General features: G+C 59.7%; 20 protein-coding genes. 14 read left to right on the top strand and 6 right to left on the bottom strand.

Going from position 1 to position 24,103, the window contains the following annotated elements; translation table 11 throughout:
* Positions 1 to 204 precede the first annotated feature (204 nt).
* From DEF76_RS19435 to DEF76_RS19430, 10 genes are all read left to right on the top strand, one after another.
* Positions 205 to 1,179 carry a hypothetical protein gene (locus tag DEF76_RS19435; RefSeq protein WP_162800651.1) on the top strand — a complete coding sequence of 325 codons (975 nt, stop codon included), beginning with the start codon at positions 205 to 207 and terminating at the stop codon, positions 1,177 to 1,179.
* A 30-nt stretch (positions 1,180 to 1,209) separates the two neighbouring features.
* Positions 1,210 to 6,054 (top strand): glycosyltransferase, encoded by a 4,845-nt coding sequence (locus tag DEF76_RS13220; RefSeq protein WP_114912738.1) that lies wholly within the window; start codon positions 1,210 to 1,212, stop codon positions 6,052 to 6,054.
* 93 nt (positions 6,055 to 6,147) lie between these two features.
* Complete coding sequence (locus DEF76_RS13215) at positions 6,148 to 7,125, top strand: GDP-mannose 4,6-dehydratase (RefSeq protein ID WP_114912737.1); 978 nt, start codon at positions 6,148 to 6,150, stop codon at positions 7,123 to 7,125.
* Positions 7,126 to 8,010, top strand: coding sequence for a GDP-mannose 4,6-dehydratase (locus tag DEF76_RS13210; protein WP_114912736.1), 885 nt, complete (start codon positions 7,126 to 7,128; stop codon positions 8,008 to 8,010).
* Positions 8,011 to 8,027: 17 nt separating this feature from the next.
* Positions 8,028 to 10,208, top strand: a complete 2,181-nt coding sequence (locus DEF76_RS13205; protein ID WP_162800650.1) for a glycosyl transferase family 90 — start codon at positions 8,028 to 8,030, stop codon at positions 10,206 to 10,208.
* A 284-nt stretch (positions 10,209 to 10,492) separates the two neighbouring features.
* Positions 10,493 to 10,738, top strand: coding sequence for a type II toxin-antitoxin system Phd/YefM family antitoxin (locus DEF76_RS13200; RefSeq protein WP_114912734.1), 246 nt, complete (start codon positions 10,493 to 10,495; stop codon positions 10,736 to 10,738).
* A gap of 8 nt (positions 10,739 to 10,746) precedes the next feature.
* Entirely contained in the window at positions 10,747 to 11,190 is a 444-nt protein-coding gene (locus DEF76_RS13195) for a PIN domain-containing protein (protein ID WP_240319006.1), read from the top strand.
* 344 nt (positions 11,191 to 11,534) lie between these two features.
* Positions 11,535 to 13,052 (top strand): IS21 family transposase, encoded by a 1,518-nt coding sequence (istA, locus tag DEF76_RS13190; protein ID WP_408842814.1) that lies wholly within the window; start codon positions 11,535 to 11,537, stop codon positions 13,050 to 13,052.
* A gap of 21 nt (positions 13,053 to 13,073) precedes the next feature.
* A complete protein-coding gene (istB, locus tag DEF76_RS13185) occupies positions 13,074 to 13,826 on the top strand; it encodes an IS21-like element helper ATPase IstB (RefSeq protein ID WP_114912732.1) in 753 nt (250 codons plus the stop codon).
* 273 nt (positions 13,827 to 14,099) lie between these two features.
* Positions 14,100 to 14,837, top strand: a complete 738-nt coding sequence (locus DEF76_RS19430) for a hypothetical protein (protein WP_162800649.1) — start codon at positions 14,100 to 14,102, stop codon at positions 14,835 to 14,837.
* A 207-nt stretch (positions 14,838 to 15,044) separates the two neighbouring features.
* On the opposite strand, the gene DEF76_RS13180 is transcribed toward DEF76_RS19430, so the two are convergent.
* From DEF76_RS13180 to DEF76_RS19425, 4 genes are all read right to left on the bottom strand, one after another.
* A complete protein-coding gene (locus DEF76_RS13180) occupies positions 15,045 to 15,335 on the bottom strand; it encodes a type II toxin-antitoxin system RelE/ParE family toxin (protein ID WP_114912731.1) in 291 nt (96 codons plus the stop codon).
* Positions 15,328 to 15,573: a type II toxin-antitoxin system ParD family antitoxin gene (locus DEF76_RS13175; protein ID WP_114912730.1), complete on the bottom strand. Its 246-nt coding sequence runs from the start codon at positions 15,571 to 15,573 to the stop codon at positions 15,328 to 15,330. The genes DEF76_RS13180 and DEF76_RS13175 overlap by 8 nt, the downstream gene beginning before the upstream one ends.
* A gap of 150 nt (positions 15,574 to 15,723) precedes the next feature.
* Positions 15,724 to 17,430, bottom strand: coding sequence for a recombinase family protein (locus tag DEF76_RS20205; RefSeq protein WP_114912729.1), 1,707 nt, complete (start codon positions 17,428 to 17,430; stop codon positions 15,724 to 15,726).
* A gap of 75 nt (positions 17,431 to 17,505) precedes the next feature.
* The gene (locus DEF76_RS19425) at positions 17,506 to 17,718 is read right to left on the bottom strand and encodes a hypothetical protein (RefSeq protein WP_162800648.1); all 213 of its coding nucleotides are present in this window, start codon (positions 17,716 to 17,718) and stop codon (positions 17,506 to 17,508) included.
* A 221-nt stretch (positions 17,719 to 17,939) separates the two neighbouring features.
* Here DEF76_RS19425 and DEF76_RS13165 point away from each other — a divergent pair, with 221 nt between their 5' ends.
* From DEF76_RS13165 to DEF76_RS19415, 4 genes are all read left to right on the top strand, one after another.
* Positions 17,940 to 18,800 carry a hypothetical protein gene (locus DEF76_RS13165; RefSeq protein ID WP_114912728.1) on the top strand — a complete coding sequence of 287 codons (861 nt, stop codon included), beginning with the start codon at positions 17,940 to 17,942 and terminating at the stop codon, positions 18,798 to 18,800.
* A 348-nt stretch (positions 18,801 to 19,148) separates the two neighbouring features.
* Positions 19,149 to 19,436 (top strand): hypothetical protein, encoded by a 288-nt coding sequence (locus tag DEF76_RS19420; RefSeq protein WP_162800404.1) that lies wholly within the window; start codon positions 19,149 to 19,151, stop codon positions 19,434 to 19,436.
* 1,670 nt (positions 19,437 to 21,106) lie between these two features.
* Complete coding sequence (locus DEF76_RS13155) at positions 21,107 to 22,486, top strand: beta strand repeat-containing protein (protein ID WP_162800647.1); 1,380 nt, start codon at positions 21,107 to 21,109, stop codon at positions 22,484 to 22,486.
* Between the two features lie 508 nt (positions 22,487 to 22,994).
* Complete coding sequence (locus DEF76_RS19415; RefSeq protein ID WP_162800646.1) at positions 22,995 to 23,327, top strand: hypothetical protein; 333 nt, start codon at positions 22,995 to 22,997, stop codon at positions 23,325 to 23,327.
* A 112-nt stretch (positions 23,328 to 23,439) separates the two neighbouring features.
* Here DEF76_RS19415 and DEF76_RS13150 read toward each other — a convergent pair whose 3' ends face one another.
* Both DEF76_RS13150 and DEF76_RS19410 read right to left on the bottom strand, forming a co-directional pair.
* Positions 23,440 to 23,679: a hypothetical protein gene (locus tag DEF76_RS13150; protein ID WP_114912726.1), complete on the bottom strand. Its 240-nt coding sequence runs from the start codon at positions 23,677 to 23,679 to the stop codon at positions 23,440 to 23,442.
* 32 nt (positions 23,680 to 23,711) lie between these two features.
* Positions 23,712 to 23,951, bottom strand: a complete 240-nt coding sequence (locus tag DEF76_RS19410; protein WP_162800645.1) for a hypothetical protein — start codon at positions 23,949 to 23,951, stop codon at positions 23,712 to 23,714.
* Positions 23,952 to 24,103: the final 152 nt, after the last annotated feature.

Here is a 24,103-nt window from a genome sequence, read left to right as displayed (position 1 = left end):
ATGACACGCGCGGCGAAAGTCATGTTTGCCGGCGGGGCCGGGGTCGTGCGAACGGATTATCTCTAATCGGTCAGCGTTTGATGGGTTGGACCTCATGACTCTCCTAATTTTTGGTGCATGTTACTCGGGATGGCCACGCCGTGACTCTCCAAGATGCGGCCTGACAAGCTCTCCCCAATAAACGCGACCGTAGGCAAGCCGATAATGACCGTTCCGCCCCGAGATTCAGTTGAGTTTCACACGCCGGCTTATATCGGTTTCGTGGAGCGTATCAGTTCCGATGCCGTTGAGGGATGGGCGATCGATCGCTTGGATCTTTCCCGGCGCCTGAAAGTGCGCGCAATGGCCGATGGCGAAGTGCTCGGCGTTGGCGTCAGCAATATCTATCGTGAACATGTTCATAAGAGTGGCGCTGGTGACGGTCGTTACGGTTTTCGCCTCGCCTTCAATCGCTTGGCAATACCGCTCGAACGTATTTCGGTTGTAATCGACGATTCTGCGCATCCATTCCGGCTGCCGCTGACACAGCAGGCTATGGCCGAGATGCGGGCTCGCAGCGCCCCTGCTTATATCGGCACGGTTGAGTCTATCACTCCTGGGCGCATCGAGGGTTGGGCAATCGACCGGAATGATCTTGGGCAACATCTCCGCGTCAAGGCAATTGCGGCGGGGCGTGTGCTCGGCAGTGCTATCTGCGATCTTTATCGGGAACATTTGCATAAATCCGGGGCTGGGGATGGTCGATATGGTTTCCGGATTTTGCTTGAGATAGACGCGCCGATCGACGACATCGCTGTGGTCGTGGACGATCATCTGGGGACATATCGTCTGCCATTTGTCCCGGGGGTGGCAACCGATCTGGACCGCTTGGAACCGCCAAGCTCCGATAACAATACACCGGATATCGAACACGAGCCTAAACCTGTGGCAGCGCCCTCAGACGAGGCAATGGCGGCGTTAGAGACTCGCGTGCAGACGCTGCAGACAGAACTGGCTCACTTTAAAATGGCCCTGAGCCAAAGCATCGAAAAATTCACACAACACTCTAAGGAGATTGAGGTGCTTGGGCCGCTTACGGAGGAATTGCGGGACGCCTCCCCGGTTCCGCCGGAGCAACTGCCTTGGGAAGCGCGCGCAATTTACCGGCAATTGTTGCAAAAACTCAGCACCCAGATGTAACTGGGGGATTGTACGGAAAGGAATTGTGGTTTGCGCATCGTTCTTGATTTGCAGAGTGTGCAGGAACCTAACTACCGCGCCCGCGGGATCGGGCGTGGCGCCTTGTCCCTCGCTCTTGCGATGGCTCGTCAGCCCGGCAGGCATGAAATTATTCTGGCCTTGAACGGGGCATTTGCCGAGTCAATCGAATTCCTCAACGAGAAATTCAAAGACCTGCTGCCGCCGGAAAGTTTCAAAATCTGGCGTGGCTTGACACCGACCCATGCGTCAGACCCGGCCAATCGCTGGCGGCGCAAGGCCAGCGAATTGCTGCGGGAGGAATTTCTTGCTGCATTGCAGCCGGATATCGTGCTGGTGACCAGTCTTTTCCAAGGGTTGGGGGATAATTCCGTCATCAGTATCGGCGCCCATCGCCCAAATTTAATCACCGCGGTTATCCATCATGATCTTATTCCGCTGGTCTATCCCGAACATTATCTGGCTGATCCGACGGTGGCCGCTTGGTATTATGAGCGGCTGGACCATCTGCGCCGGGCTGATTTAATTCTAGCTAATTCTGAATCAACACGACTGGAAATCATCGACTATCTTGGGCTGGAAGCCGCACAAACCGTTAGCGTTCCCCACGCTATGAACTCTGATTTTTTCGGTGTCACGTCCCTGAGCGATGAAGCCGAATCCCGGCTGCGAAAGCGCTATGGCCTTGACCGGCCATTTGTGATGTACACAGGTGGAGACGATTTCCGCAAAAATATTGCTAGTCTAATTGGGGCATTCTCTAGAATAAACAAAAATTCACGGCAGAAATATCAATTAGCCGTCGTTTGTTCGCTTTCATCGCATTCCCGAGAGCATCTAGAGAAGCTCGCGGCCAAACGCGGCATGGAGCCGGGAGAGGTGATATTCACGGATTTCGTTTCCGATGACGATTTGCTGGCGCTCTATAATCTTTGCCATTTGTTTGTCTTTCCCTCCTGGCATGAAGGGTTCGGCTTGCCCGTGCTGGAGGCCATGGCCTGCGGCGCGCCAACCCTGGCCTCGAACTGTAGTAGTCTGCCCGAGGTGATCGGCTGGGAAGAGGCGTTGTTTGACCCCAGGGACGAGCGGGAAATCGCCCGCGCCATCGAACACGCCCTGACCGATGAAGGCTTCCGCCAAAAACTCAAAACCCATGGTTTGCGACAGGCGGCTAAGTTTTCATGGGACGTGAGCGCTCAGCGTGCCTTACGGGCGGTGGAAAGCTTTGTAGACTCCCATCAGGTGGCGCGGCCGGCGGCACTGTCGGCAAAATCCATGACGCGTCGCCCACGGTTGGCCTATTTTTCACCCTTGCAGCCCACGAAAAGTGGAATTTCTGATTACAGCGCGGAATTATTGCCGGAACTGGCGCGGCATTACGACATCGATGTGGTTGTGGATCAGCAGGAAGCGGTGATCGACCCTTGGGTTCTGGCCAATTCCACCCAGCGGAGCGTAGCATGGTTTGAGGGCCATGCAGATTCCTACGATCGTATTCTCTACCATTTTGGCAACTCCTCGTTTCATCAGCATATGTTCGAGCTACTAGATCGCTATCCTGGCGTGGTGGTGCTACATGATTTTTTCTTGAGTGGGATCGTTGCACATATGGAGATGACCGGCTTCACCCCGGGCATCTGGGCGCGTGCTTTGCAATATGCCCATGGGTGGGAAGCGTTGCGCGAACGCCGCGACGCGGAGGACACCGCTGATGTGATATATAAATATCCTTGCAATCTGGAGGTACTACAGCGCGCCCAAGGGGTGATTTGCCATTCTGACTATTCACGACAACTTGTTGCGGAATGGTATGGGCCCGATTGGGGAAAGGATTGGGCTCTGATCCCACTTTTGCGCGTGCCACGTATTGGTCAACCACGGCATGCGGCACGGGAATCATTAAGGCTGAACAATGATGATTTTGTGGTATGCAGTTTTGGGGATATGGTTCCGACAAAATGCAATATTGATTTGCTCGAATCCTGGACGACCTCCGCGCTCAGTAAAGATAGGCGCTGCAAGTTGGTTTTTGTGGGGGCGTCACCACAGGGCGGTTATGGCGAGGAAATCCGGCAATGGCTGCAACGGGCGGAATTGAAACATCGGGTTCGTATTACCGGCTGGGTGGGTCATGAGACCTATCAGAATTATCTCGCGGCGGCCGATTTGGCGGTACAATTGCGCACGCTTTCCAGGGGCGAAACCTCGGCCGCAGTGTTGGATTGCATGAATTATGGCCTTCCGACCATCGTGAATGCGAATGGGTCGATGAAGGAGTTTCCGACGAAGGCGGTGCGAATGCTGGCAGATAATTTCACGACCGCGCAACTCGCCCGGGCTTTGGAAGAATTATGGCGCAGCCCCGCCAAGCGCGCCACCCTCGGCAAGCGGGCGGCCGAGCACATCCACGAACAGCATGCCCCGAGGCACTGCGCGGACCTTTATGCGACCGCTATCGAGCAATTCGCGCAACGGGCGGGGGAAACAAGCATAGGTTTGCTGAAGGAGGCGGCGCGGCTGGGCATGCCGAGCGACCGGCAAGATTTGGCGCATTTCGCTACGCGAGCGGCGCAGCTTTTTCCCACGCCAAGGCTCCAGACCAAACAATTGCTGTTGGATGTCTCCGAGCTGGCCCAACGGGATGCCAAAACTGGCATCCAACGAGTTGTACGCAGCATTCTGGCTGAATTGCTCGATCATCCGCCCGCGGGTTATCGGGTCGAGCCGGTTTTCGCCACGATGGAGCATGGCTATCGCTATGCGCGCCGCTTCACCGCGCGGTTTCTCGATCTGGGAGATGTCGGACTCTCCGATGATCCGGTCGAAATTCGTCCGGGGGACGTTTTTGTTGGGCTTGATTTGCAGCCTGAGGTAGTTCCTCGTCACCAAGGCTGGTTGCAAGAAATTCGTCTCAAGGGGGTGGCGGTCTATTTTGTGTGTTACGATTTATTGCTCGTAACCAGGCCAGAATTTTTTTCTGGCGGCGTTACAATTGGGAGAGCTTGGTTGGAGGTGATTTCCCAGTCGGATGGCGTTGTCTGTATATCGCAAACGGTCGCCCAGGAATTGAAGCGGTGGTTTCAACTGTTCGGGAAACGCGAGGGAAAGCCGTTAAAAATCGGCTGGTGGCATTTGGGATCCGACCTGACGCTCAAAGTGAGCGGCCATGACCATGGCGTTCTGCCCGCGCAGGCGCGCTTGTTCGACGCCATGAGGAAATACCCGAGCTTCCTGATGGTGGGAACGATCGAGCCACGCAAAGGGCACACGCAAGTGCTGGCGGCGTTCGATCTGCTCTGGCGGAAGGGTATCAAGGTTAATCTGGTGATCGTCGGGAAGCTCGGCTGGATGGTGGATATCGAGGAGAAGGTGAACCTTCATCCCGAACGGGACAGGCAATTGTTCTGGCTTCAGGGCATCGGCGATGATTTGCTAGAGCAAATCTATGCCGCCAGCACGTGCTTGATTGCGGCTTCGGCGGACGAGGGGTTTGGTCTGCCGTTGATTGAGGCTGCGCGGCATCGCCTACCGATCCTGGCCCGCGACATTCCCGTGTTTCGTGAAGTGGCCGGCGATCATGCCCTCTATTTCAGCGGCGAGGAGCCGCGCGCCGTGGCCGAAGCGGTGAAGACCTGGCTCGATCTCGACCGTCAGGGCCGCGCTCCGCGCTCCGATGCCATGCCCTGGCTAACCTGGAAACAAAGCACGTGGAATTTGCTGGATATTATCCTGGGTGGAGAATGGCAAAGCGAATGGGTGGCAAAAAAAGACGCTGACCTAGTTTTCCGTTATTGGGGCTCCGATGATGGGCACCATACTCAGGTCGGGGAGCGGCGCGGCACGTGCCTCTACAGCACGGGCCGGGCGGGATTTCTACTGTATGGCGCTAGATTTCTCCAGAAAGGGAAGTATCGCGCGATCATCCACGGCAAGGTGGGGTTTGGCGGCGTGGCCGGAGCCTATGCGGACGTGGCGATCAAGGCGGGTACCGCCTTCCTGGCCAAAGCCTATCTCCGGCCCGGCGAAGACGAGCAGGATGCACCCGTGGCAACGCTGAATTTCAGCCTCGATGAAAACCGCACTGATCTCGAAATCCGAGTTTTCGTGGAAGAGAATAGCGATGTGCGGGTGAGCTTGGTAGAACTGCGCAACGGCAGTGCCGAGCCCGAGCGGCTGGCATCCGGCGATGGCAAGCAACGCATCACCCAACCCCCACGCGCCTTGCTGGCGCCCGTGCCCCCGGCGTGGGACCATCGCTATTGGGCCAGCCATCCCCGTTTGCTCTCACAAATTGGCCATCGCGTGGGGCGGAATGTCTGGAGCACTGGCGAGGCAGGCTATTTGTTGCATGGTCCTTATATAGGATTGCCTGCTGGGACCTATGTTGCCACAGTCTATGGCGCCCTCAACAAACCTGGCGCGTTTGGCGGCGCATATATAGACGTGGCTGCCAAGAAGGATGAATTGCGCTTAACAGAAAAAAAGCTGGCCGAGAGTGCTGCACGGCCAGGGGTTCTGGGCGTCATCGAGTTCACCCTCGACGGCTATATGGACGATGTGGAGGTGCGCCTGTGGGTGGATGCGGAGACTGATTTGCACGCCACCGGAATTGAAATAACCGAGGCACGGATAGAGGCGTCGAATGGCGCCACGACCCTGGCGAGCATAGAGGCCGCGCCCCTGCTGAACGGAACTACGACGGCCGCTGAGTCGGCGCCGCCCGCTGACCCGGAACTCGCGAAACCCAGGGTTACGGCGGATGGCGGTCCGCCTCGCGGCGGGATGGTTCAGAGGAAACAGCGGAGTTCGACCAAAAAGCGCCAAGGGCAAAAAGCCAGCGTGAGCATAGAGGTTTAAGGGAGGGGGGCGGGAAACCCAGTTCCCGCGCGCGAGCTGATATTTTATATAGGCAATGTTCGTTCTCCAAATAATGGAAAGGAAGAAAAATCGATGTCGACCGCCTTAATTACCGGAGTTACTGGCCAGGATGGGGCCTATCTCAGCCAGTTGCTTCTGGAAAAAGGCTATACCGTCGTCGGCGTCATGCGGCGCTCCGCCTCATCGGATGTAATCGGCGAGCGTTTGCGCTGGCTCGGCATTCTGGATCGGGTCAGGCTGGTCGAGGGTAACCTGACCGATCTCGGCAGCCTGATCCGCCTGGTGCAGGCCCACAAACCAGACGAAGTTTACCACCTCGCAGCGCAGAGCTTCGTCGCGACCTCCTGGCAACAGCCGACGCTGACCGGGCTGGTCACGGGGCTCGGTGCGGTGACGATGCTGGAAGCGGTGCGCATCGCGCGGCCTGAGGCGCGGTTCTATCAAGCGTCCTCATCCGAGATGTTCGGCAAGGTGCAGGCGACCCCGCAGAACGAAAAAACGCCGTTTTATCCGCGCAGCCCCTATGGCGCCGCAAAGCTTTATGCCCATTGGATGACGGTGAACTACCGCGAGAGTTTTGGCATGCATGCCTCCTCCGGCATCCTCTTCAACCACGAAAGCCCACTGCGCGGCATCGAATTCGTCACCCGTCGGATCAGCCACGGCGTCGCCCGCATCAAGCTCGGACTGGCGCAAGAACTGACACTCGGCAACATCGCGGCAGTGCGCGACTGGGGCCATTCGCGCGATTACGTGCGGGCGATGTGGCTGATGTTGCAACAAGATACGGCGGACGACTACGTCGTCGCAACCGGGCGGAGCGCGACCGTCGCGGAATTCGCTGCTCTCGCTTTCCAGGCTGCCGGCCTGCACGCGGCAGACCATCTTCGCACCGATCCCGCGCTGATGCGTCCGGCCGAGGTAGAATACCTTCTCGGCGATCCGGCCAAGGCCGCGACAAAACTCGGCTGGCAGGCGGAAGTGACACTTGAACAGCTTGCGAGCGAGATGGTCGAGGCGGATATCGCCCGGCTCAAGGCGAGGATGTAGATGCCAGCGCCGGTGCGCATCCTGATCACCGGCGCGGAGGGCTTCGTCGGCGGGCATTTGCTGCATGAGCTTGCGGCGCGGTTTCCGGTAGCGTCGTTTTATACGGAGCGGTTCGACGTCACGGATGCCGAGGCTGTCGCGGCGGCGTTCAAAGCGTTTCAGCCGGAGGCCTGCGTGCATCTCGCCGCCATCGCTTCGGTGCCGGACGCCCGGCGGGATCCAGCTCGCGCTTTCGCGGTCAATGTCGGCGGCACATTGAATGTCGCCATGGCGATCCTCAATGCAACCTCCGCGTGTCGGCTGGTCTATGTCGGCAGTTCGGAGAGCTACGGGGCAAGTTTTCGAGCTGGCGTGGCGCTCGATGAATCGGCGCCGCTCGCGCCGTTGAACGTCTATGCCGCCAGCAAGGCGGCGGCGGATTTGGCCATGGGCGCGATGGCGGCGGAAAGCGGGCTGCGGGTGATCCGGTTTCGCCCGTTCAATCACACCGGGCCGGGCCAGTCGGAAGCGTTCGTCATCCCGGCTTTCGCGGCACAGATTGCGCGGATCGAGGCGGGGGCACAGGCGCCAGTGATCCGCGTCGGCAATCTGGAGCCGGAACGGGATTTCCTGCATGTCGCGGACGTGGTGCGGGCCTATGCGTTGGCACTAGAGCGGTTCGACGAACTGCCGGCGGGCGCGGTGTTCAATCTGGCCTCTGGCCAGCCCCGGCGGATCGGCGATATTCTTGCCGCCATGATCGCCCGGGCTTCGGTGCCGATCCGTGTCGAGGTCGATCCCGCGCGGTTGCGCCCGGTGGAGATCATGCGTGCGGTTGGAGATGCGACGAAGGCGCGGGAGGTTTTGGGGTGGAGTGCAAGCCTGGATTTTCAGGCTGTCGTTTAATGGGCGGAAATGGCGAGATGAGTGATATGCAGGGCCGTGAGTCAGAGGAGATTGGCCAAAAAAAATACATTTTAGATGATGTGATTTTCGAAATAGAAATAGAATCTAGTCGTTTGATTGGTGACGCATTCTCCGTAAGATGGGTGACCATATCTGATGCGCGTTCGACGTTTATAATAAACAATAACATCAATCCGGTTGTTAACGAGTCTGTTAGAGTGCGTTTGGCTGCCATGCTTCCTATGTTTGCATTGTATCATAAAATTAAAAGGCCTCGGGTTTCTATTGCCGTGCTTGAACTTGGTGATCTAGGGGGGGCAGGAGGATGTTTGGGTTTTTGCAGCAGTTCTCCAGACGCTTGCCTTATTCCAGATTCTGATTTTGTATCCTTAAGGGGATATGCCGACACAAGGCGCGCATATCAGGAAAATTTTATTCCATGGCACGCGCGCGAGTCCATAGCTTTTTGGCGTGGATCCTCAACCGGCTGGCCTTTAAAAAAAGAAAACCTACGTTCAATTCAAAGAATTATGCTTTGTGAAATGGCTCTTTCGTCGCCGCACAGCCATTTCTACGACGTCGGGCTTAGTGGTATTGTTCAAATGACTGACGAGCAAAAAGAACAAATTTTAGGCTTAAACATCGTCAAAAATTTTGTCGATTCGAAAGAGTGGATAAAATACAAATATCTCATTGATATTGACGGTAACACAAATTCATGGGCAGGTCTTTTTCAGCGCTTGCTGTCCGGAAGCGCGGTATTGAAGGTTGCTTCTCCTCAAGGCTACAGGCAGTGGTACTATGATCGACTTGTCCCATGGGAAAATTTCGTCCCTGTTGAAGCCGACATGTCTGATTTAGATGAAAAAATTTTATGGTTGCGCGAACATGACGAGGCAGCCGAGAGAATCGGCGCGGCTGGCAGGGAGCTTGCGTTGTCGCTCGATTATGAAGGAGAAATGAAAAAAGCTGTTGAGGTGATTGACGCTGCGTTTGCTCGCCCTCCTCGCCCGAGCGGTGGGGCAGCAAATTTCCACGGACCCGACATTTCGTTTCCCGAGAATGTTCGGCCCTACCGGTTGCTCACGCACCATGAGGCAATCGTCTTCGCAAATTTGGCCGCCGGCACGCTCAGTCAGGTGCCGCAGGAAGCGGGCATAGCGAATATTGCGTTGTTTCTTTCGCCAGAGTTCGCGTGCCTCATGTATATCGCGCCGGACGGAAACCGCCATAGCGCAGTCATTGAGCCCGAGCCGGATCAACGAGCGCCGCAACCCGCCGAACAGGATACGACTCCGGCACCCCAGTATTTTGAGGTCGTAAGATTGCCGGACGATCCTGGTTCCGTGGCCCTGCGTCGCGGTGGCCTTTTCCTGTGCGCCGAGCCAGACGGCCGCGTCACGCTTTCCCGTGATAAAATTGGTGCGTGGGAGGTGTTTAGGCTTCTTGAACTAGATGCGCCTCCTGCCCCGCCCGCGCATTCCGCCGCGCCGCCGCTCGGGGCTGGCATAATAGAGCAGCAGATGGTCGTAAATCCTACCCGATTACAGATGGTCCGTACGCTCTGGCAAGGGCGCGATCCGTTTGCGGGATTTCCCGCGACGCTCTACCAGACCGATTCCCAGGGCTGGAACAGCGGCCATCGCTATCTCGGCGAGGCGGTCGCCGAACTCAAGCCAGCGCTGGTCGTTGAGATTGGTGTCTGGAAGGGTGGCTCGACGATGACGCTGGCTTCCGCGCTGAAGGCGCTTGGGTCGGATGGGGTGGTAATCGCCGTTGATACTTGGCTCGGCTCGTCGGAACACTGGAGCCAGCCGGAATGGAAGGCGCACCTTGCAATTGTCCATGGCTATCCGCAGTTTTTCTATAAATTCATGGCCAATGTTATGGCCGCCGGATTGCAGAGCCATATTCTGCCATTACCGCTGGATTCGCTCAACGCGGCACGGCTCCTCATGTTGCACGGCACTTCGATTGATCTTATTCACGTTGATGCGGGGCATGATTATCGTTCCGTCATCGGCGATCTCGAGGCGTGGTGGCCGCTCTTACGTCCGGGCGGCATCCTGATCGGCGATGATTACAACCGTGATGGCGCCTGGCCGGAGGTTCGTCAGGCTTTCGATGACTTCTTTGGCCGTCGGGGTATCGGCTTTGTCGATGCAGAAGCGAAATGCCTCATCAGAAAACCGCTTTGAGCTTGAACAGGGCCACTGGGACGCGAGGTAGCTGTGCTGGTCTGCCAGTTGTGATTTTTAGGCTTCCTCGACGCGGCAATTGGAACTTCGACTGTTTCTGAAGCGGGGTGGCCACCACCGCAGTTGGCAGTCCCAGGCGCGCTGGGGCCAATTGGGCAGTTCTAAAAGCCCCGCCATGCGTCGAGAAAAGGCCGATTGGAGGCGGGATCTTTCGTCTTGAGGAGGCTTGCAATTCTCGGTGCGGTCATTATAGTACGTAATATAACTACATTATCGAGGGTGGCATGGAAGAAGCCGTTTCGGCTGCGGATGCCAATCGCAGGTTCTCGCTTCTTCTGCGCGGGATTCGGGAGGGGCGTAGTTATGTCGTGACCAGCCACGGAAAGCCCGTCGCGCGGCTTATCCCCGTGGGCAAGCATGGAGGCGTGGCGACCAGCGCGCGTTCAACCCTGCTCTCCCGCCTTGAAAAGCAGCCCGTCCTTCATGCTGGGCGATGGACCCGCGACGAACTCTACGAGGACGACCGGTGAGGATCGCCTTGGATACGAACGTGCTCGCCTACGCAGAAGGCATCAATGGGGCAAAGCGGCGTGATGTCGCTCTGAACCTTATTCGCCGATTGCCGCAAGAGGCCGCCGCCATCCCGGCGCAGGTGCTTGGCGAACTTTTCCATGTGCTCGTCCGCAAAGGCGGAAAGTCGCGCCGCGATGCCCGCGATGCCTTGTTGAGTTGGCGCGACACATTTCCCATTGTTGAAACCTCGCCCGAAGTCATGCTGGCGGCGGCCGATCTCGCGACGGATCACCAACTGGGAATATGGGACGCGGTTATCTTGTCGGTCGCGTCGCAAGCGGGGTGTCGTCTGCTTTTGTCCGAGGATCTTCAGGAAGGCTTCACCTGGGCCGGGGTGACGGTGGTCAATCCATTCTCCTCGCCACGGCACGCTCTGCTGAATGCTTTGCTGGAAGAGGATACCGAATAGCCAGAACGTCGGGCGGTCATTGCTCTTGCGGATGCACATCACATAGCCCAGCAGCCTGGGTTTACTTCGCCCTTGAGACTGCCGAGCAGAGCATGCCGTAAGGCCCTGACAGCGTGAGCATTTGGTTGATTATGCGGTCGGCTGCAGATTCCGACGGAAGCCGGCCGGGGATTCCGATTTGATGTCGGCCAGCGTTCCGATTTGAAGCCGGCCACCATTCCGATTTAATTCCGGCCACCTGGCGGGGATTTTTCAGCGTTTTCGGCTGGGTCAGCAACTCGGGCAACTGTCCTCTCGTTACCATCAACGAGGAGGGCTGGATGCCGGCGAAGAGAGAGCTGACGATGCGGCAGATACGACAAACCTTACGGCTGGCCAGTGACGGCATCAGCGCCAGGGCGATGGGGCGGATGCTGGGCGTGGCGCGGAGCACGATCCAGGACAATCTGAAGCGGGCGCAGGCAGCGGGGCTGGCGTGGCCGTTGCCGGCCGACCTCAGTGATGCGGTTTTGGAGGAGCGGCTGTTTGCCCGCAGCGGCGCGCCGCGGGGGGTGCGCCGGCGCGCCGAGCCGGTCTGGAGCGAGCTGGTCTGCGAGTTCAAGCGCCCGGGCGTGAACCTGATGGTGCTGTGGGAGGAATATCGCGCCGGGCATCCGGAAGGGTACAGCTACAGCCGGTTCTGCGATTTGTTCAGGGAGTTCGAGGCACGGCTGTCACCGGTCATGCGCCAGGAGCACCGGGCGGGCGACAAGGTGTTCGTCGATTATTCCGGCAAAAAGTTGGGCATCACCGATCCCGCAACTGGCATCGTGCGCATGGCGGAGATTTTTGTCGCGGTGCTGGGCGCGTCGAACTACACCTACGCGGAGGCGAGCTGGACCCAGACGCTGCCGGATTGGATCGGCGCGCATAGCCGCATGTTCCGGTTTTTTGGCGGCGTGCCGCGGCTGATCGTGCCGGATAATCTGAAGTCCGGCGTCAACAAGGCGTCGTTCTACGATCCAGAGATCAACCTGAGCTATGGCCGGATGGCCTCGCATTACGGTGTTGGTGTTTTGCCGGCCCGGCCGCGGCGCCCGAAGGACAAGGCGAAGGTGGAAGCCGGTGTCCGCTTTGCCCAGAGCTACATTCTGGGCCGGTTGCGCCAGCAGACTTTCTTCTCTCTGGCTGAAGCCAACCAGGCGATTGCCGGCATGGTGGAGCGGATCAACGCGCATGTCATGCGCAGGCTCGGCGTCAGCCGGCGGCATTTGTTCGAGACGATCGAACGCCAGGCTTTGGCGGCATTGCCAGAGACCGACCATGAGTTTGCGGAGTGGGGTTTTGCCCGCGTCTCGCTGGATTATCATGTCGAGGTCTGCGGCTTTTTCTACTCGGTGCCGCATCAGCTGATCCGCCAGCAAGTCGATACCCGCGCCACCGAGCGGATGGTTGAGATCTTCCACCAAGGCAAGCGGGTCGCGGTGCATCAGCGCCGCTATGGCGGTCCAAGGCACGGCACTGCCCCTGAGCATATGCCGAGCGCGCACCGGCGCTACGCCGCATGGACGCCGGAGCGGTTCCGCTCATGGGGCGCATCGATCGGCCCGCAGACCGAGGGGCTGATCATCGCCATCCTCGCCAACCGGCCGCATCCGGAACAGGGGTTTCGGACATGCCTTGGCATCCTGCGGCTGTTCAAGGAGTTGGACCGTCCGCGCGCCGAGGCGGTGGCGGCCCGAGCGGTCGCCTTTGGCGCGTTCAACTACAAGAGCATTGCCTCGATCATCGCCAGCAAGCTCGACCAGACGGCCAGCCCGCCAGATGAGGCGCAGGCGGTGCTGACCCACGGCAATCTGCGCGGCGCCGAATATTTTCACTGATTTCCACTGAAAGGAACAAGCATGCTCACCCACCCGACCCTCGACCTGCTGCTCAAACTCGGCCTGCACGGCATGGCCAAAGCCTTCAAGGACCTCGACGCCCGGCCGGAGGTTGCCGGTTTGGCCCATGCCGAATGGCTGGCTTTATTGCTCGAGCACGAGGCCACGTTGCGACAGCAGAAACGCTTCGAGAGCCGCGCCCGCGCGGCCAAATTGCGCCAGTCCGCCAGCGTCGAGGATGTCGATTACCGCGCCCCGCGCGGCCTCGACCGGGCACAGTTCCTGAAACTCGCCAGCTGTGACTGGGTGCGCGCCCGGCATAATCTGCTCATTACCGGCCCCTGCGGGGGCGGCAAAAGCTGGCTGGCCTGCGCGCTGGGCCAGAAGGCTTGCCGCGAGGATCTCTCGACCGCCTATCACCGGGTGCCGCGGCTGTTCTCTGCCCTGGCGCTGGCCCGCGCCGATGGCCGTTACGCCAGAACACTGCGCCAGATCGCCAGGCTCGACCTGTTGATTTTGGACGATTGGGGCCCCGAGACCCTGAACGCGGACCAACGCCGCGATCTGCTGGAAATTATCGATGACCGCCACGAGATGCGCTCCGTCATCATCACCAGCCAAGTGCCGGTCGAGCGCTGGTACGAAATCATCGGCGATCCCACCATCGCCGACGCCATCCTCGACCGCCTCGTCCACAACGCCTACCGCATCGAACTCACCGGCGAGAGCCTCCGTAAAAAGCGCGATCCGGCACCGGCCCACGCCCGAACTTGACCCAAAACAAGGACACGATAATCATTCAACCAGACCCAACCGAAGACGCTCAGGTGGCCGGCTTCAAATCGGAACCCCGGCCGGCTTCAGTTCGGAAGCAGTGGCCGGCTTCAAGTTGGAATGCATGGCCGACTTCATCGGAATCCGCAGTCGGCTCCACAAGCCATGGTTGGTGGCAATCTCCTGGCTATTTCTCTATAAACATACTACGTCTTAATATTTGGCACATACGGGATATATAGTGCGCATCTGTGTAATAAGTTTGAAATATAAATGAACAAAAAGCATGCACTCCATGTGCTGATCTTGGCGTCAACAGGCGTGGTTGGGCTATTATTGTATGGCGGTGATATAGTGGAGGGAGAGGGTATATTTGGAAATTACGATACAGAGAACGCGAACGAAGGGCCAAATGCCTTTGGCAAAAAAGATGGGCTAAAACTTAATGCTGCCCAAGGGGAAAATGGAGGTAGTTTTTCTATCTTGGAAGATAAAACATCCATTGTAAAGTTAGATGATGGAATAGTTATTGATATAGGCGATGGCGGCGGAGATATAATAAGCAATATTGAAGGAGTCAAAAAAGATTTAATTGGCTATAATGACAATGTATATGGCACTACATTTAATAGTGTCATATCTTATATTAATACTACTAATAATTCATCAGAGCAAAATAATAACGGCGGCGCTATCCAAAATTATGGAGGTAATTTGTCGGGTGGCATGTTGTCTGGGCTGTCAACAGGGGGCTTGGAAACAACAATGAGTGCAATGCACAATCTCGACAATTTAACAAAAAATCCGACCGGCGCGCTAATAAGTATCGGTTCATTGGAAAATAGCGGTATCCCGAAAAATATAGGAACGACAACAAATACATGGACTCCTGCAAATGCCGAGACGGCAGTGGATGAGCCATCCTCTCTTTCTATTTTTGGGGGTCTGACCGCTTTTTTTGGTCTCGGCCGGTTTTTGGTCAAAAGACGCGTAGCATATATGAACCATTGAACAGAATTAATATAATTTGTAATTAATTTGTATAGGCGAATGATTGCGCAATCCATTCCCCGCGCCCGTGGGGTGCATGCATGTTATTGCCAAGCGTATTGAAGGGTGCCCGCTCTTTTAATATTGATATGACACTCCGCCGCTTGCGTGCCGAAAATCTCCACAATGGCGTCGAGCACTGGCCGGGCGGCGCGGCGAGGCATAGGCTTACACGTGGCGCGTGGCATCCATGCGGTCATGCAGGATGCGAACGACGGCGATGCCATAGGGCGCAATACGAAAGTAAATCATATGGCGCTCGACGGAGCGCCGTCGATACCCGGGGCGGATGTGGTCGCAAGCTGGCGCGGCTTTGGGCGCGCGGGCGAGCTCTTCAAAGGCGATGGTCAGCCTGTCGATATAACGGCTTGCCTGCTCGGTTCCCCACTGGTCGCGGGTGTAAGTTGCGATATCCTCCAAATCACGCTCTGCGGCTGGCGAAAGTCGGTAATCAGCCATGCGAGAGTTTCATTTTTCGCTTGAAGGCTGCCGGGTCGAAAGGATTGGGCTCGCCGCTGTTTTCGCCTTCTATCAAGGCTTGACGGATGCTGTCGATTGCGGCGCTGCGTTCCTGCTCGCGACGGATAAGGTCGCGGATATATTCGCTGTCATTGGTGTAGTGGCCATGGTCGATCTGCGCCTTAATCCAAGCATCCTGCTGGTCGGTCAAGGTGATAGTCTTGCGCACAGTGCCCATGCTGCATCCACCCCGAGTGCAAAAATCATACTATCGGTGTATATTAGCGCATAAAAGCGTGCCATTCAAGTTTCATGGTTTCCATGTCAGTTTTAAGGCTATCTGCGTTTCCACTTGAAGAGCGCTCATCGGAATGAGCCTCGGCGCCGCTCAGCAGGCGACGGGGAGGAGGGTCAACTGTCGGAGGTTGCATGCCCCCGCAACCACTTTTACCGAACTCGTAAACAAATCGGAACCAGCGCCGGCAACGGCGCCTGGCGTCGCCCCTGCACCGGGGCGCGTCGGCGCTTGCCCAAGGCCAAGCCCGACCATCGCAGCAATCTCGCCGGTGAGCACAATCTCCGGCGCCTCGCCCGCCGCCGCGGGAGGCAGCACCTCGACCCGCGCCACCAGGCCACGCACCATCTCCAAAGCCTCCTGCCCATCCGGCCCCGTCAAGGCCTCGGCCAGCGCCGCGACCTTGGCGCGATAGATTTCGCCGAGATTGGGATGCAGCCGCGGCACCGCCGGGGTGGCCTGCGCGAGTTGCCGGGCCAGACCCGCCTTGCGCGCTTCCAGGTCATCGAGCTGCTGTTGCAGCCCCGGCGCCCGGAACCCTTCGGCAATCGCGTCAATCAGCCCGGCGAGCTTGCGCTCGACCGCGGCCAGCTCCTTGCGCAGATTGGCCGCCTCGGCCCCGGCGGCGGCTTGCAGCCGATTCCACTCGGCGGCGAATTCGGCGACGAATTCCGCCACCAGTTCCGGCGCCATGAGCTGCTCGCGCAGCGCCCCGAGAATCAGGTCTTCCAGCGCATCGCGCCTGACGGTTCCGTGGTTGGCACAGACCCCCTGACGATGGGCGGCGGTGCAGCCGAGATAATCGCGACCGATGGCGCCGAAGGCGCCGCCGCAGCTGCCGCAGAAGATTTTTCCGGTCAGCACATGCCGCGGCCGGCGGCGCGCCCAGAACCCGGGCGGCAGCGTGTCGGCCCGCGAGGCGGCGCGAATGGCGCCGAGCCGCTCGGCAGCCCGCTCCCAGGTTTCCTGGTCGACGATGCGCAATTCCGGTACCGTCTCGATAACCCACTCGGCACGCGGGTTCGGCCGCGATACCCTTTTCCCGGTCGCCGGGTCTTTGAGGAAGCGCATGCGGTTCCACACCAGGCGGCCGATATAGAGTTCATTGCGCAGGATGCCGGTGCCACGCCCGGCATGGCCGCGGATGGTGGTATCGCGCCAGGCGCGCCCCTCGGGGCCGGGCACGCCTTCGGCGTTCAGCGTCTTGGCGATGGCAATCGGGCTGGCGCCGCCGGCAAAGAGGGTGAAGATGCGGCGCACTATGGCCGCCTCGGCCTCGTTGATGCGGCGTGCGCCGCGCACCGGCTCGCCATTGGGGTCGAGCTGGCGGGCGATGTCATAGCCATAGCAGAGCCCGCCGGCCGAGCGCCCGGCGGCGACCCGCCCGCGCAGGCCGCGGCGTGTCTTATCGGCGAGGTCTTTGAGAAAGAGGGCGTTCATCGTGCCCTTGAGGCCGACATGGAGTTCGGAAATCTCGCCCTCGGCGAGGGTGACGAGGCGGATGCCGGCGAATTTGAGCCGCTTGAACAGACCGGCGACGTCTTCCTGGTCGCGCGAGAGGCGGTCGAGGGCTTCGGCGACGACGACGTCGAAGGCGGCCTCGCGCGCGCTTTCGAGCAGCGCCTGATAACCCGGGCGCAGCGTCGAGGCGCCGCTGAGCGCGGCATCACGATAGACCTGCACCAGTTCCCAGCCCTCGCGGACGAGGCGTTCCTTGCAAAGACGCAACTGGTCCTCGATGGACGCCTCGCGCTGGTTATCGGAGGAATAGCGGGTATAGATGACGGCGCGGAGGGTCATGGGCGTGGTTCCAAGCGGCGGGAATGGGAACGATGGGCGGGGCCGGGCGCGGCGGTCAAGAATTTTTCTCCCGGCTCAGGCGGCATCGCGGAGGGGAGTATCGGCATTGCCCTCCAGTTTGGCGCGGCATTCTGCCGCAGCCCGGCGGGCAAGCTGGCGGGCCAGCGCTTGCAGTGTTGTCGACGGCCCCGGCCGGCCGTGAACCGCCGTGCCGCGGGGTGCGGCATCGCCATGGCGGGCGCCCTCGGGGTTGGCAGGCTCGGTACGGGCTGGGCGGGCTGGTGGCATTGGTCTCGGTATAGGGTATGGGTTGCGACTCTCTGAGCATGACCGAAGCCAGCGGGGAATTCATGGACCCAACCCCCCGCGCCAGCAGGGCGGATTGCTTTGGAAACGAAAGTCTCCCGGTAAACCGCCGATTGGACGTGACTTGTCGCCCGCATCCCGGACAATTTTTTACCGGGCGATAATTTGGGGCGGGTACGAAGGCGCAAATATCCGGGGGCGCCATGGCGGAAAAACCTGAAACGGTAAAGGCCAAGGTCGCGGCCTATGCCCAGCTGCTGCGGGCATTGGGCGCTGATGATGCGAGAGCAGGGAATGAGCGCACGCATCTTACCCTTGCCCTGCTCGGCGGCGAATACCGCCAGCGGCTCGCCGCCTGGGAGGCAGGGCCGACGCTGAAGGACGCGGTGGCGGTGTTGCGCCGTATCGAGACGCTGAGCGGGGAACTGGCGCGGTGTCTCGATACCTGTCCATCCGCGGTGATGGACCTGCTGCGGCATCCGTTCCCCCTGTCCGATGTCGACGACAAGATGCCGAGCGACGATTTGCTGGCGATGTTCCGGAATGCCCGCCACGGAGACCTGCCGCAAGGACGGGGCAAAGGTGGTGACTGGGTGGTCCGGCTTGCTGCGCTGTCGCGGTTTTGCGGGCGGGCGGTAGCGCGGATACAGGAAGAGGTCGGTGCGTCGAGCGGCGATGCGATTGCGCGTGGTGGCCGGCAGCGGGCGGCGGCGCTGCGCCAGCCGCATCCGGCCTGGGAATTTACGGAAAAGATGCTGTCGGTGGCCGAGCAGGTTCTCGGGAGGCCGCTTGGCGGCGCGCGTGGCGATGGGGCACGGTTCGGGGCATTCCTGGACGCGGTTGCCAGGCTGGCTTTGGACCGTGAGGTCTCGCTGGCGGATGCCTATGGGCACGCGTTTCTGCGCGCGACCGCCCGCATCAGGGCCATCAACCGGCAGCTCGAGGCGCTCGACGCGGCGGCCGTGGCGGAAATAGGGCGCTTGCTCACCGAGCGCGCCCGTCTCAAGCAGCGTCTCCAGGAGGGGCCGCGAAAAGAGCGGCGGCCAGCGGCGCAAGCCGGATGAGGCACCGTTTTGGGACACTTTCTGTCCAGCAACTCAGTGGCATGGAGCCGCACGAAGAGACATAACCTCTCGAGTCCGGCGATGCGGGGCAGCCCGGGCAGCGGCTTGACCTGATGGCAGGACTTTCAGCTGAATATCAAAAAAATCTGGTTGCGATACGCTTTTGGCCGAGAAATCACGGCCCCGCATAGTACAAGACGGCGCCAAGGGCATGACAGATGCAAATTGTCTCGGCGCGCTACAGAACCTGAACAACGGGTGTAGAGCGAGATAGTGCTTATTGTTCTGAGGTGGACTCGTAAAGCAGCGCGGTGTTAGCGCGCTGCTTTACGATTACTTATCACAGACTTGCCGGCCCTGGCGGCGCGGGCGCTGGGCCCGGTGGTGCTGGCGCGGGTGCTGGCGCTGGCCCGGCGAGCGGCCCTGGCGGCGCGGGAGCTGGCCCAGGCGGTGCCGGGGCGGGCCCTGGTACCGGGCCTGCGAGCGGCCCGAGTGTGTGCGGGGCTGGTGGCGGCGGTCCTGGTGGTGCTGGGGCGGGTGCTGGCGCTGGCCCGGCGAGCGGCCCTGGCGGCGCGGGCGCTGGCCCAGGCGGTGCCGGCGCGGGCCCAGGTGGCGGAAGCGTTGCCTGCTGGATAGGAATGGGTGGCCCCAGGCGTGGCGTCGTCGAGACGGTTCCGAGCGTTGGGTTCGACGGCGGCAGGCCGAGCAAATGGTCGACCCGGCTGACGACGGCTGGCGTCAGGGTGCGTCCCGTCTCGTCGGCGAGGGTTTCACGCGCGTTGGTGATGGCCTGTTGACGGAGGGCGATTTGCTGCGGGGTTCGCGTCGGCATGGACAAGGCCGACAGCATGGCGCGGTCATAGGTTGCTATTTTCCCGACCATCGAACGCGGCGAGGCGTGCGCGAGGGCCGTTGGCGAGGCATGCGCGGCGTTGAGCGGTCCGAGCGCCGCGGTCAACTGACCGTGTGTGGCGTAATGGCTGCGGAACGGTCGTGTGGTATGAACCAAGGCCACTGGTCGCGGCGAAGATATTTGCGCATGCCGCGTCGAAACAGGCGCGACCACGCCGACGGTACCATGCCCCGGCCCGGGGCCATGGCCGGCGGCGCCCGCCGCTCCTGCGGCCCCTCCGGCCGCGCCCGCACCGGCACCCCCCGCACCACCAGCCCCGCCAGCGCCAGCCCCGGCGCCTCCGGCGCCACCTTTAGCCCAAGCGGGTTGTGCGAGCAGTCCGCCGCCGATGAAACAGGCGGCCAACATCATAGCGGCAGTCTGACGCTTCCTTGCCGCGTAAGGCATCTTATTACGGTTCATGGCTTTGCTTCTCCGGGCTGTCCCAGCGACGACGGCGACGCACGATATGGTAAAATCATGATTAACGACAACCCCCTCCAGGTCGCCGCCGAGCCCGGGAAGGGTGGCCAACGCCACCGGACAAAATAATGTCCGAGCCGCGCCCAAAAGGGATGGCTTCACTATCGGCTTGGCAGCATGAGGAAAAATCGGTGCATATTTTACTCGGGGCAACGCGCTGACATGTGGCGGAAACGCAACGCTACCGACAGCTTTCCGCTGCATTGCACAAATTTAAGGTGAGGTCAGACGCGGCGACGTTATATCTCGCCCTGCGCGAGGCCATGCCTCCCGCTTTCTCGGACGTTTCCTCCCTAAACTTGGCGGCCTTTTCGGCCGCCAATTTTTTTGCGCACTCGCCGACGCCATGCAAGCCCAAATCTATCAGGCAACAGCCATCCTGACGTAATCCCCGGCTTTCTCTGTCTGAGCTGGACCTGGAAAATGAGACCGGGGGGCAGGGTAGTCCCTTTCGTCGGGGCAATGGAAAGCGCAGACACACACGCCGCCCCGGGTTTACCGGGACGGGGCGCCGTTTTGGCGCCCCTTGGCTTCTGGCCGCTGCCTCAGCGCCCCGAGGCGAGGCGGTGCTCGCCGGGATGCGGGGTGCCGAGACGGTAGAAGCCGGAGAAGGTGCGCGCCCAGGAGAAATCCGGGGCAAAGGCCCAGACCTCCTCGGTAGCGATGGGACCGGCGGGAAGGCGAGACCCAGGTGGTGATTACGGGAACGGCCCCCCAACCGCGGCCGAGGAGAAAGCCGCGGGTGGTCCATACGTGACGCCGCAGCCAAGTATGGCACATCCTTTTGCTACGTCGGGGAACTGTCCCTGCGAGCCCGATGCCCTGATGCGCGGAGACAGGGAGGCGCAGAGGGTGCGCAATACACGCAAAGGTTGCATTTATTAGCGTCAGATGCTAACCGCTCGGCAGCGGAAAGAAGGAGGCTTGGGCCATGACGAGTGTTACGGTTCCTGGTGCAAACGGCATAAGCACTGCGCTAAATTTCAGCACTGGTGATAATAGCGCTTTTCAAACCAAGCTGCTCAACAGCCTCCTGTCGACATTCAGTAATCCTAGCCTCTATGTCAGCCTGAATCCAAGTTCTACAGCGCCGAATCCAGCGCAACCGAGCCTGCTCGCGATTGAAAACACGCCCGCCGCCGCCATCGTGCTTGGTTCCGGCTTCGACGGTCTCATCAATACTGCCTCAGGCCCCAGCACCATCCAAGGTAATAGTGGCCAAAACCAGAGCGTGGTCGCGGGTTCCGGAGGCACGACATTCTGGGCAGGCGTTGGGGAATCTGGCACACTGGCCGCGGCGGGCGGCAACAACACCTTCATGGGCCCCTCGGCCGGCGGCGGTAACTGGACCCTTCTGTTGGATGGGGCTGGCCACAATACCGTCGTTGCGGGCACCGGCAATCATCTTATCCAGGATAGCAGCGGCGAAAATAATCTCGTCTATCTTGGCAGTGGGGCTGATACAATTGGTGCTTTCGGTGCCGACACCATCGTAGGTGGCACTGGCCAGGGCACGGTGTTCCAGAACGGCACCGGCGCGGTTCTCTACGGCGAAAACGGCACACTTGAAGTCGTCAACAATGGCGGCGCCAACACGGTGATGGCCGGCGTCGGCCCGGAGACGGTTTTCGCCAATGTGGGCGGCGGCACCTATGTTGGTGACGCACAGTCATCCGGCACGATGATTTTTGTGAATCAGCCGGGCAGTGTCGCCGGTGCCGCCTCGACCTTCACCGCCGGGCTTGGTAACACCACGGCCTTCGCCCTCAGCGGCAGCGGCCTCTACAATGCCGGCCACGGCGCCTTCACCCTGCTCGTCGAGAACGGTACCGATACCATTGCCGGAGCCTCGGGAATGAACTCGGTAACGGTGTTTGCGGAGAGTGGCGGCGACGTCGTTTTCAATGGCGATGCAAATGGCAATATTTTTGTGGCCGGTTCCGGCAACACGACGCTGAACGCCAGCGGGAGCGCTGGCGCAAACGTGCTCTTCAACGAAGCCGGTGCCGGAAACGCCGCGACGCTAATGGGTGGCTCGTACTATAACTACTTCATCGCCAGTGCCGCCAACGCCACCATGGTGGGTGGTAGCGGCCACAATATCTTCCAGTTTATCAATGGCGCGGATGGCGGCAACGATTTGATTCAGGGTTGGAACGGCAACGACAGCTTGGACTTCTACGGATATGGCACAACCCAGCCGACGCAAACCACTGCCAGCGGTTCGACCGTAATCAGTCTCTCGGACGGTACCAAAATCACTATCGCTGGCGTGACCAGCGTGCCGACCAGCCAGATTCATCTCGCCTAAATATCGGCTTCCGTAATGGACTGTGGGGGCAAGTTTCTCCGAAAGACCGCTTGTCGTCGAGTTGGTTAAGGTTAAGAGCGGCATGGGGAGAACTCCGCTCGAGTGCTCGCGTGACTTGCACAGTGGCGCGCTCCCCTCGTCCGGTAGGCGAAGACCTCGCGTGTCGGGCCATAAAAGCCGCGGGTAGAGCGGTAGCGGCACCTGTGACCGCGCTGGTTGTGCCGCGCTCTCAGCTTGCAGGCAGATGAGGCCAAATTTCCTGCCTCGCCAAGGCTATCGCGGGGTTATCCGCGCATTCTCGTCCAGCGCTGGCGGGAGCGGGGCTTTCACTGTCACCGCTGTATCAGCGGGCGCAAACGGTGCCGTCGGCGTGGATGGCGGCATGCAGAATTGGGGGGCATGGCAAGTTACCGGTCGGTATTATTCACAATAGCTGAGAATTTGCAGATGCCGCGCGGCAAATAAAAATATAAATCAAGCGCCAAAAAACTAAAAAAAGGAAACGTCCGTGAGTGAAAAAGAACATACCAAGAGGTCGCTTGCAACAGATGGCGAGGTTCTCCATGACCGTCGCAGGCCTGGGCGCGTTAATTTTCGCAATCCGTGGCTTATCGCTCTTCTTCGTGGAAACTTTAAGTATAATACGTCGTCATTTGTAAAAAATGATGATGCATCAACTTCTGACGAATTAGCGTCGCCGAATACCGATTATAACCAAGACCCTGCCGATGACCTCAGGCCCGCACATGGCATCATCGTCAGCCTGGGTCTTGGGGCTGGTCTTTGGGTTATCATTGGCCTCTTGGGATGGCTATGTGTTCGTATGTATCACTTGCTCTGAAGGGAGGGCTGATTCTCCGAGATTTCGACCGCGATTGAGCTGCGGAGTTCAGCATCAAGGATGCTCATCGCAATCGCCAAGGTGGGAATATCATTTTTATTTCAATATTTTATTATTGGACCACGAAGAAAGGGTGCAGAGCGGGAGACTGCTTATTTTCCTGGGGGAACCATTGCGCTGCGCTACGACTACTTATCATAATAGACTTGCCGGCCCTGGGCTGGGGGTGCGGATGCCCCGCCCCGGCGCCGACCAGGCAAAGCGCCTCGCGGCCAGCAATGCGGAACTGCTCGAGCAGCGGCGCCGCGCGCAAGAGTTTCGCCGAAGGCGGCTTGCCCTCGGCGAGCGCCATTTTGGCGCGGCTGTGCTGATGTTGGGGACGGGTCAGAACAAATGGTCGACGACCAGCATGACGACGCCGACGATGTGACCGATGCAGATGACGATTTCGAGGCCGCGGTCGGCAACTTCGCGCCAGGTCTTCTCGCCCGACAGGGAACCAAGGCGCTTATGCGCGGCATGACGGGCACTCTGGCCATGATGCCGGGCCTTGGGGCGAGAGGAAATGACGGCGACTCCCGACAGGGAACTCGGTGTGCTACGGTGTTTGGCAGCTCGTGACATTGATGCCTCCAATGTTGCGGGTTAGGCCGGGTATGGTGGTTCCAACACCATGCTCGGCCGCTTTGTTTCCGGGGGGCGCCCGGCGCGCGGGAGAGGGAAGAAGATGTTTTCCCGCCTCTTGATATGAGAGATGTTATCTCTATTGAATAGAT

This window comes from Acidibrevibacterium fodinaquatile (assembly GCF_003352165.1).
GTDB lineage: Bacteria > Pseudomonadota > Alphaproteobacteria > Acetobacterales > Acetobacteraceae > Acidibrevibacterium > Acidibrevibacterium fodinaquatile.
Note: the sequence above shows the minus strand (reverse complement) of the source record. Positions and strands in the feature narration are given on the sequence as shown.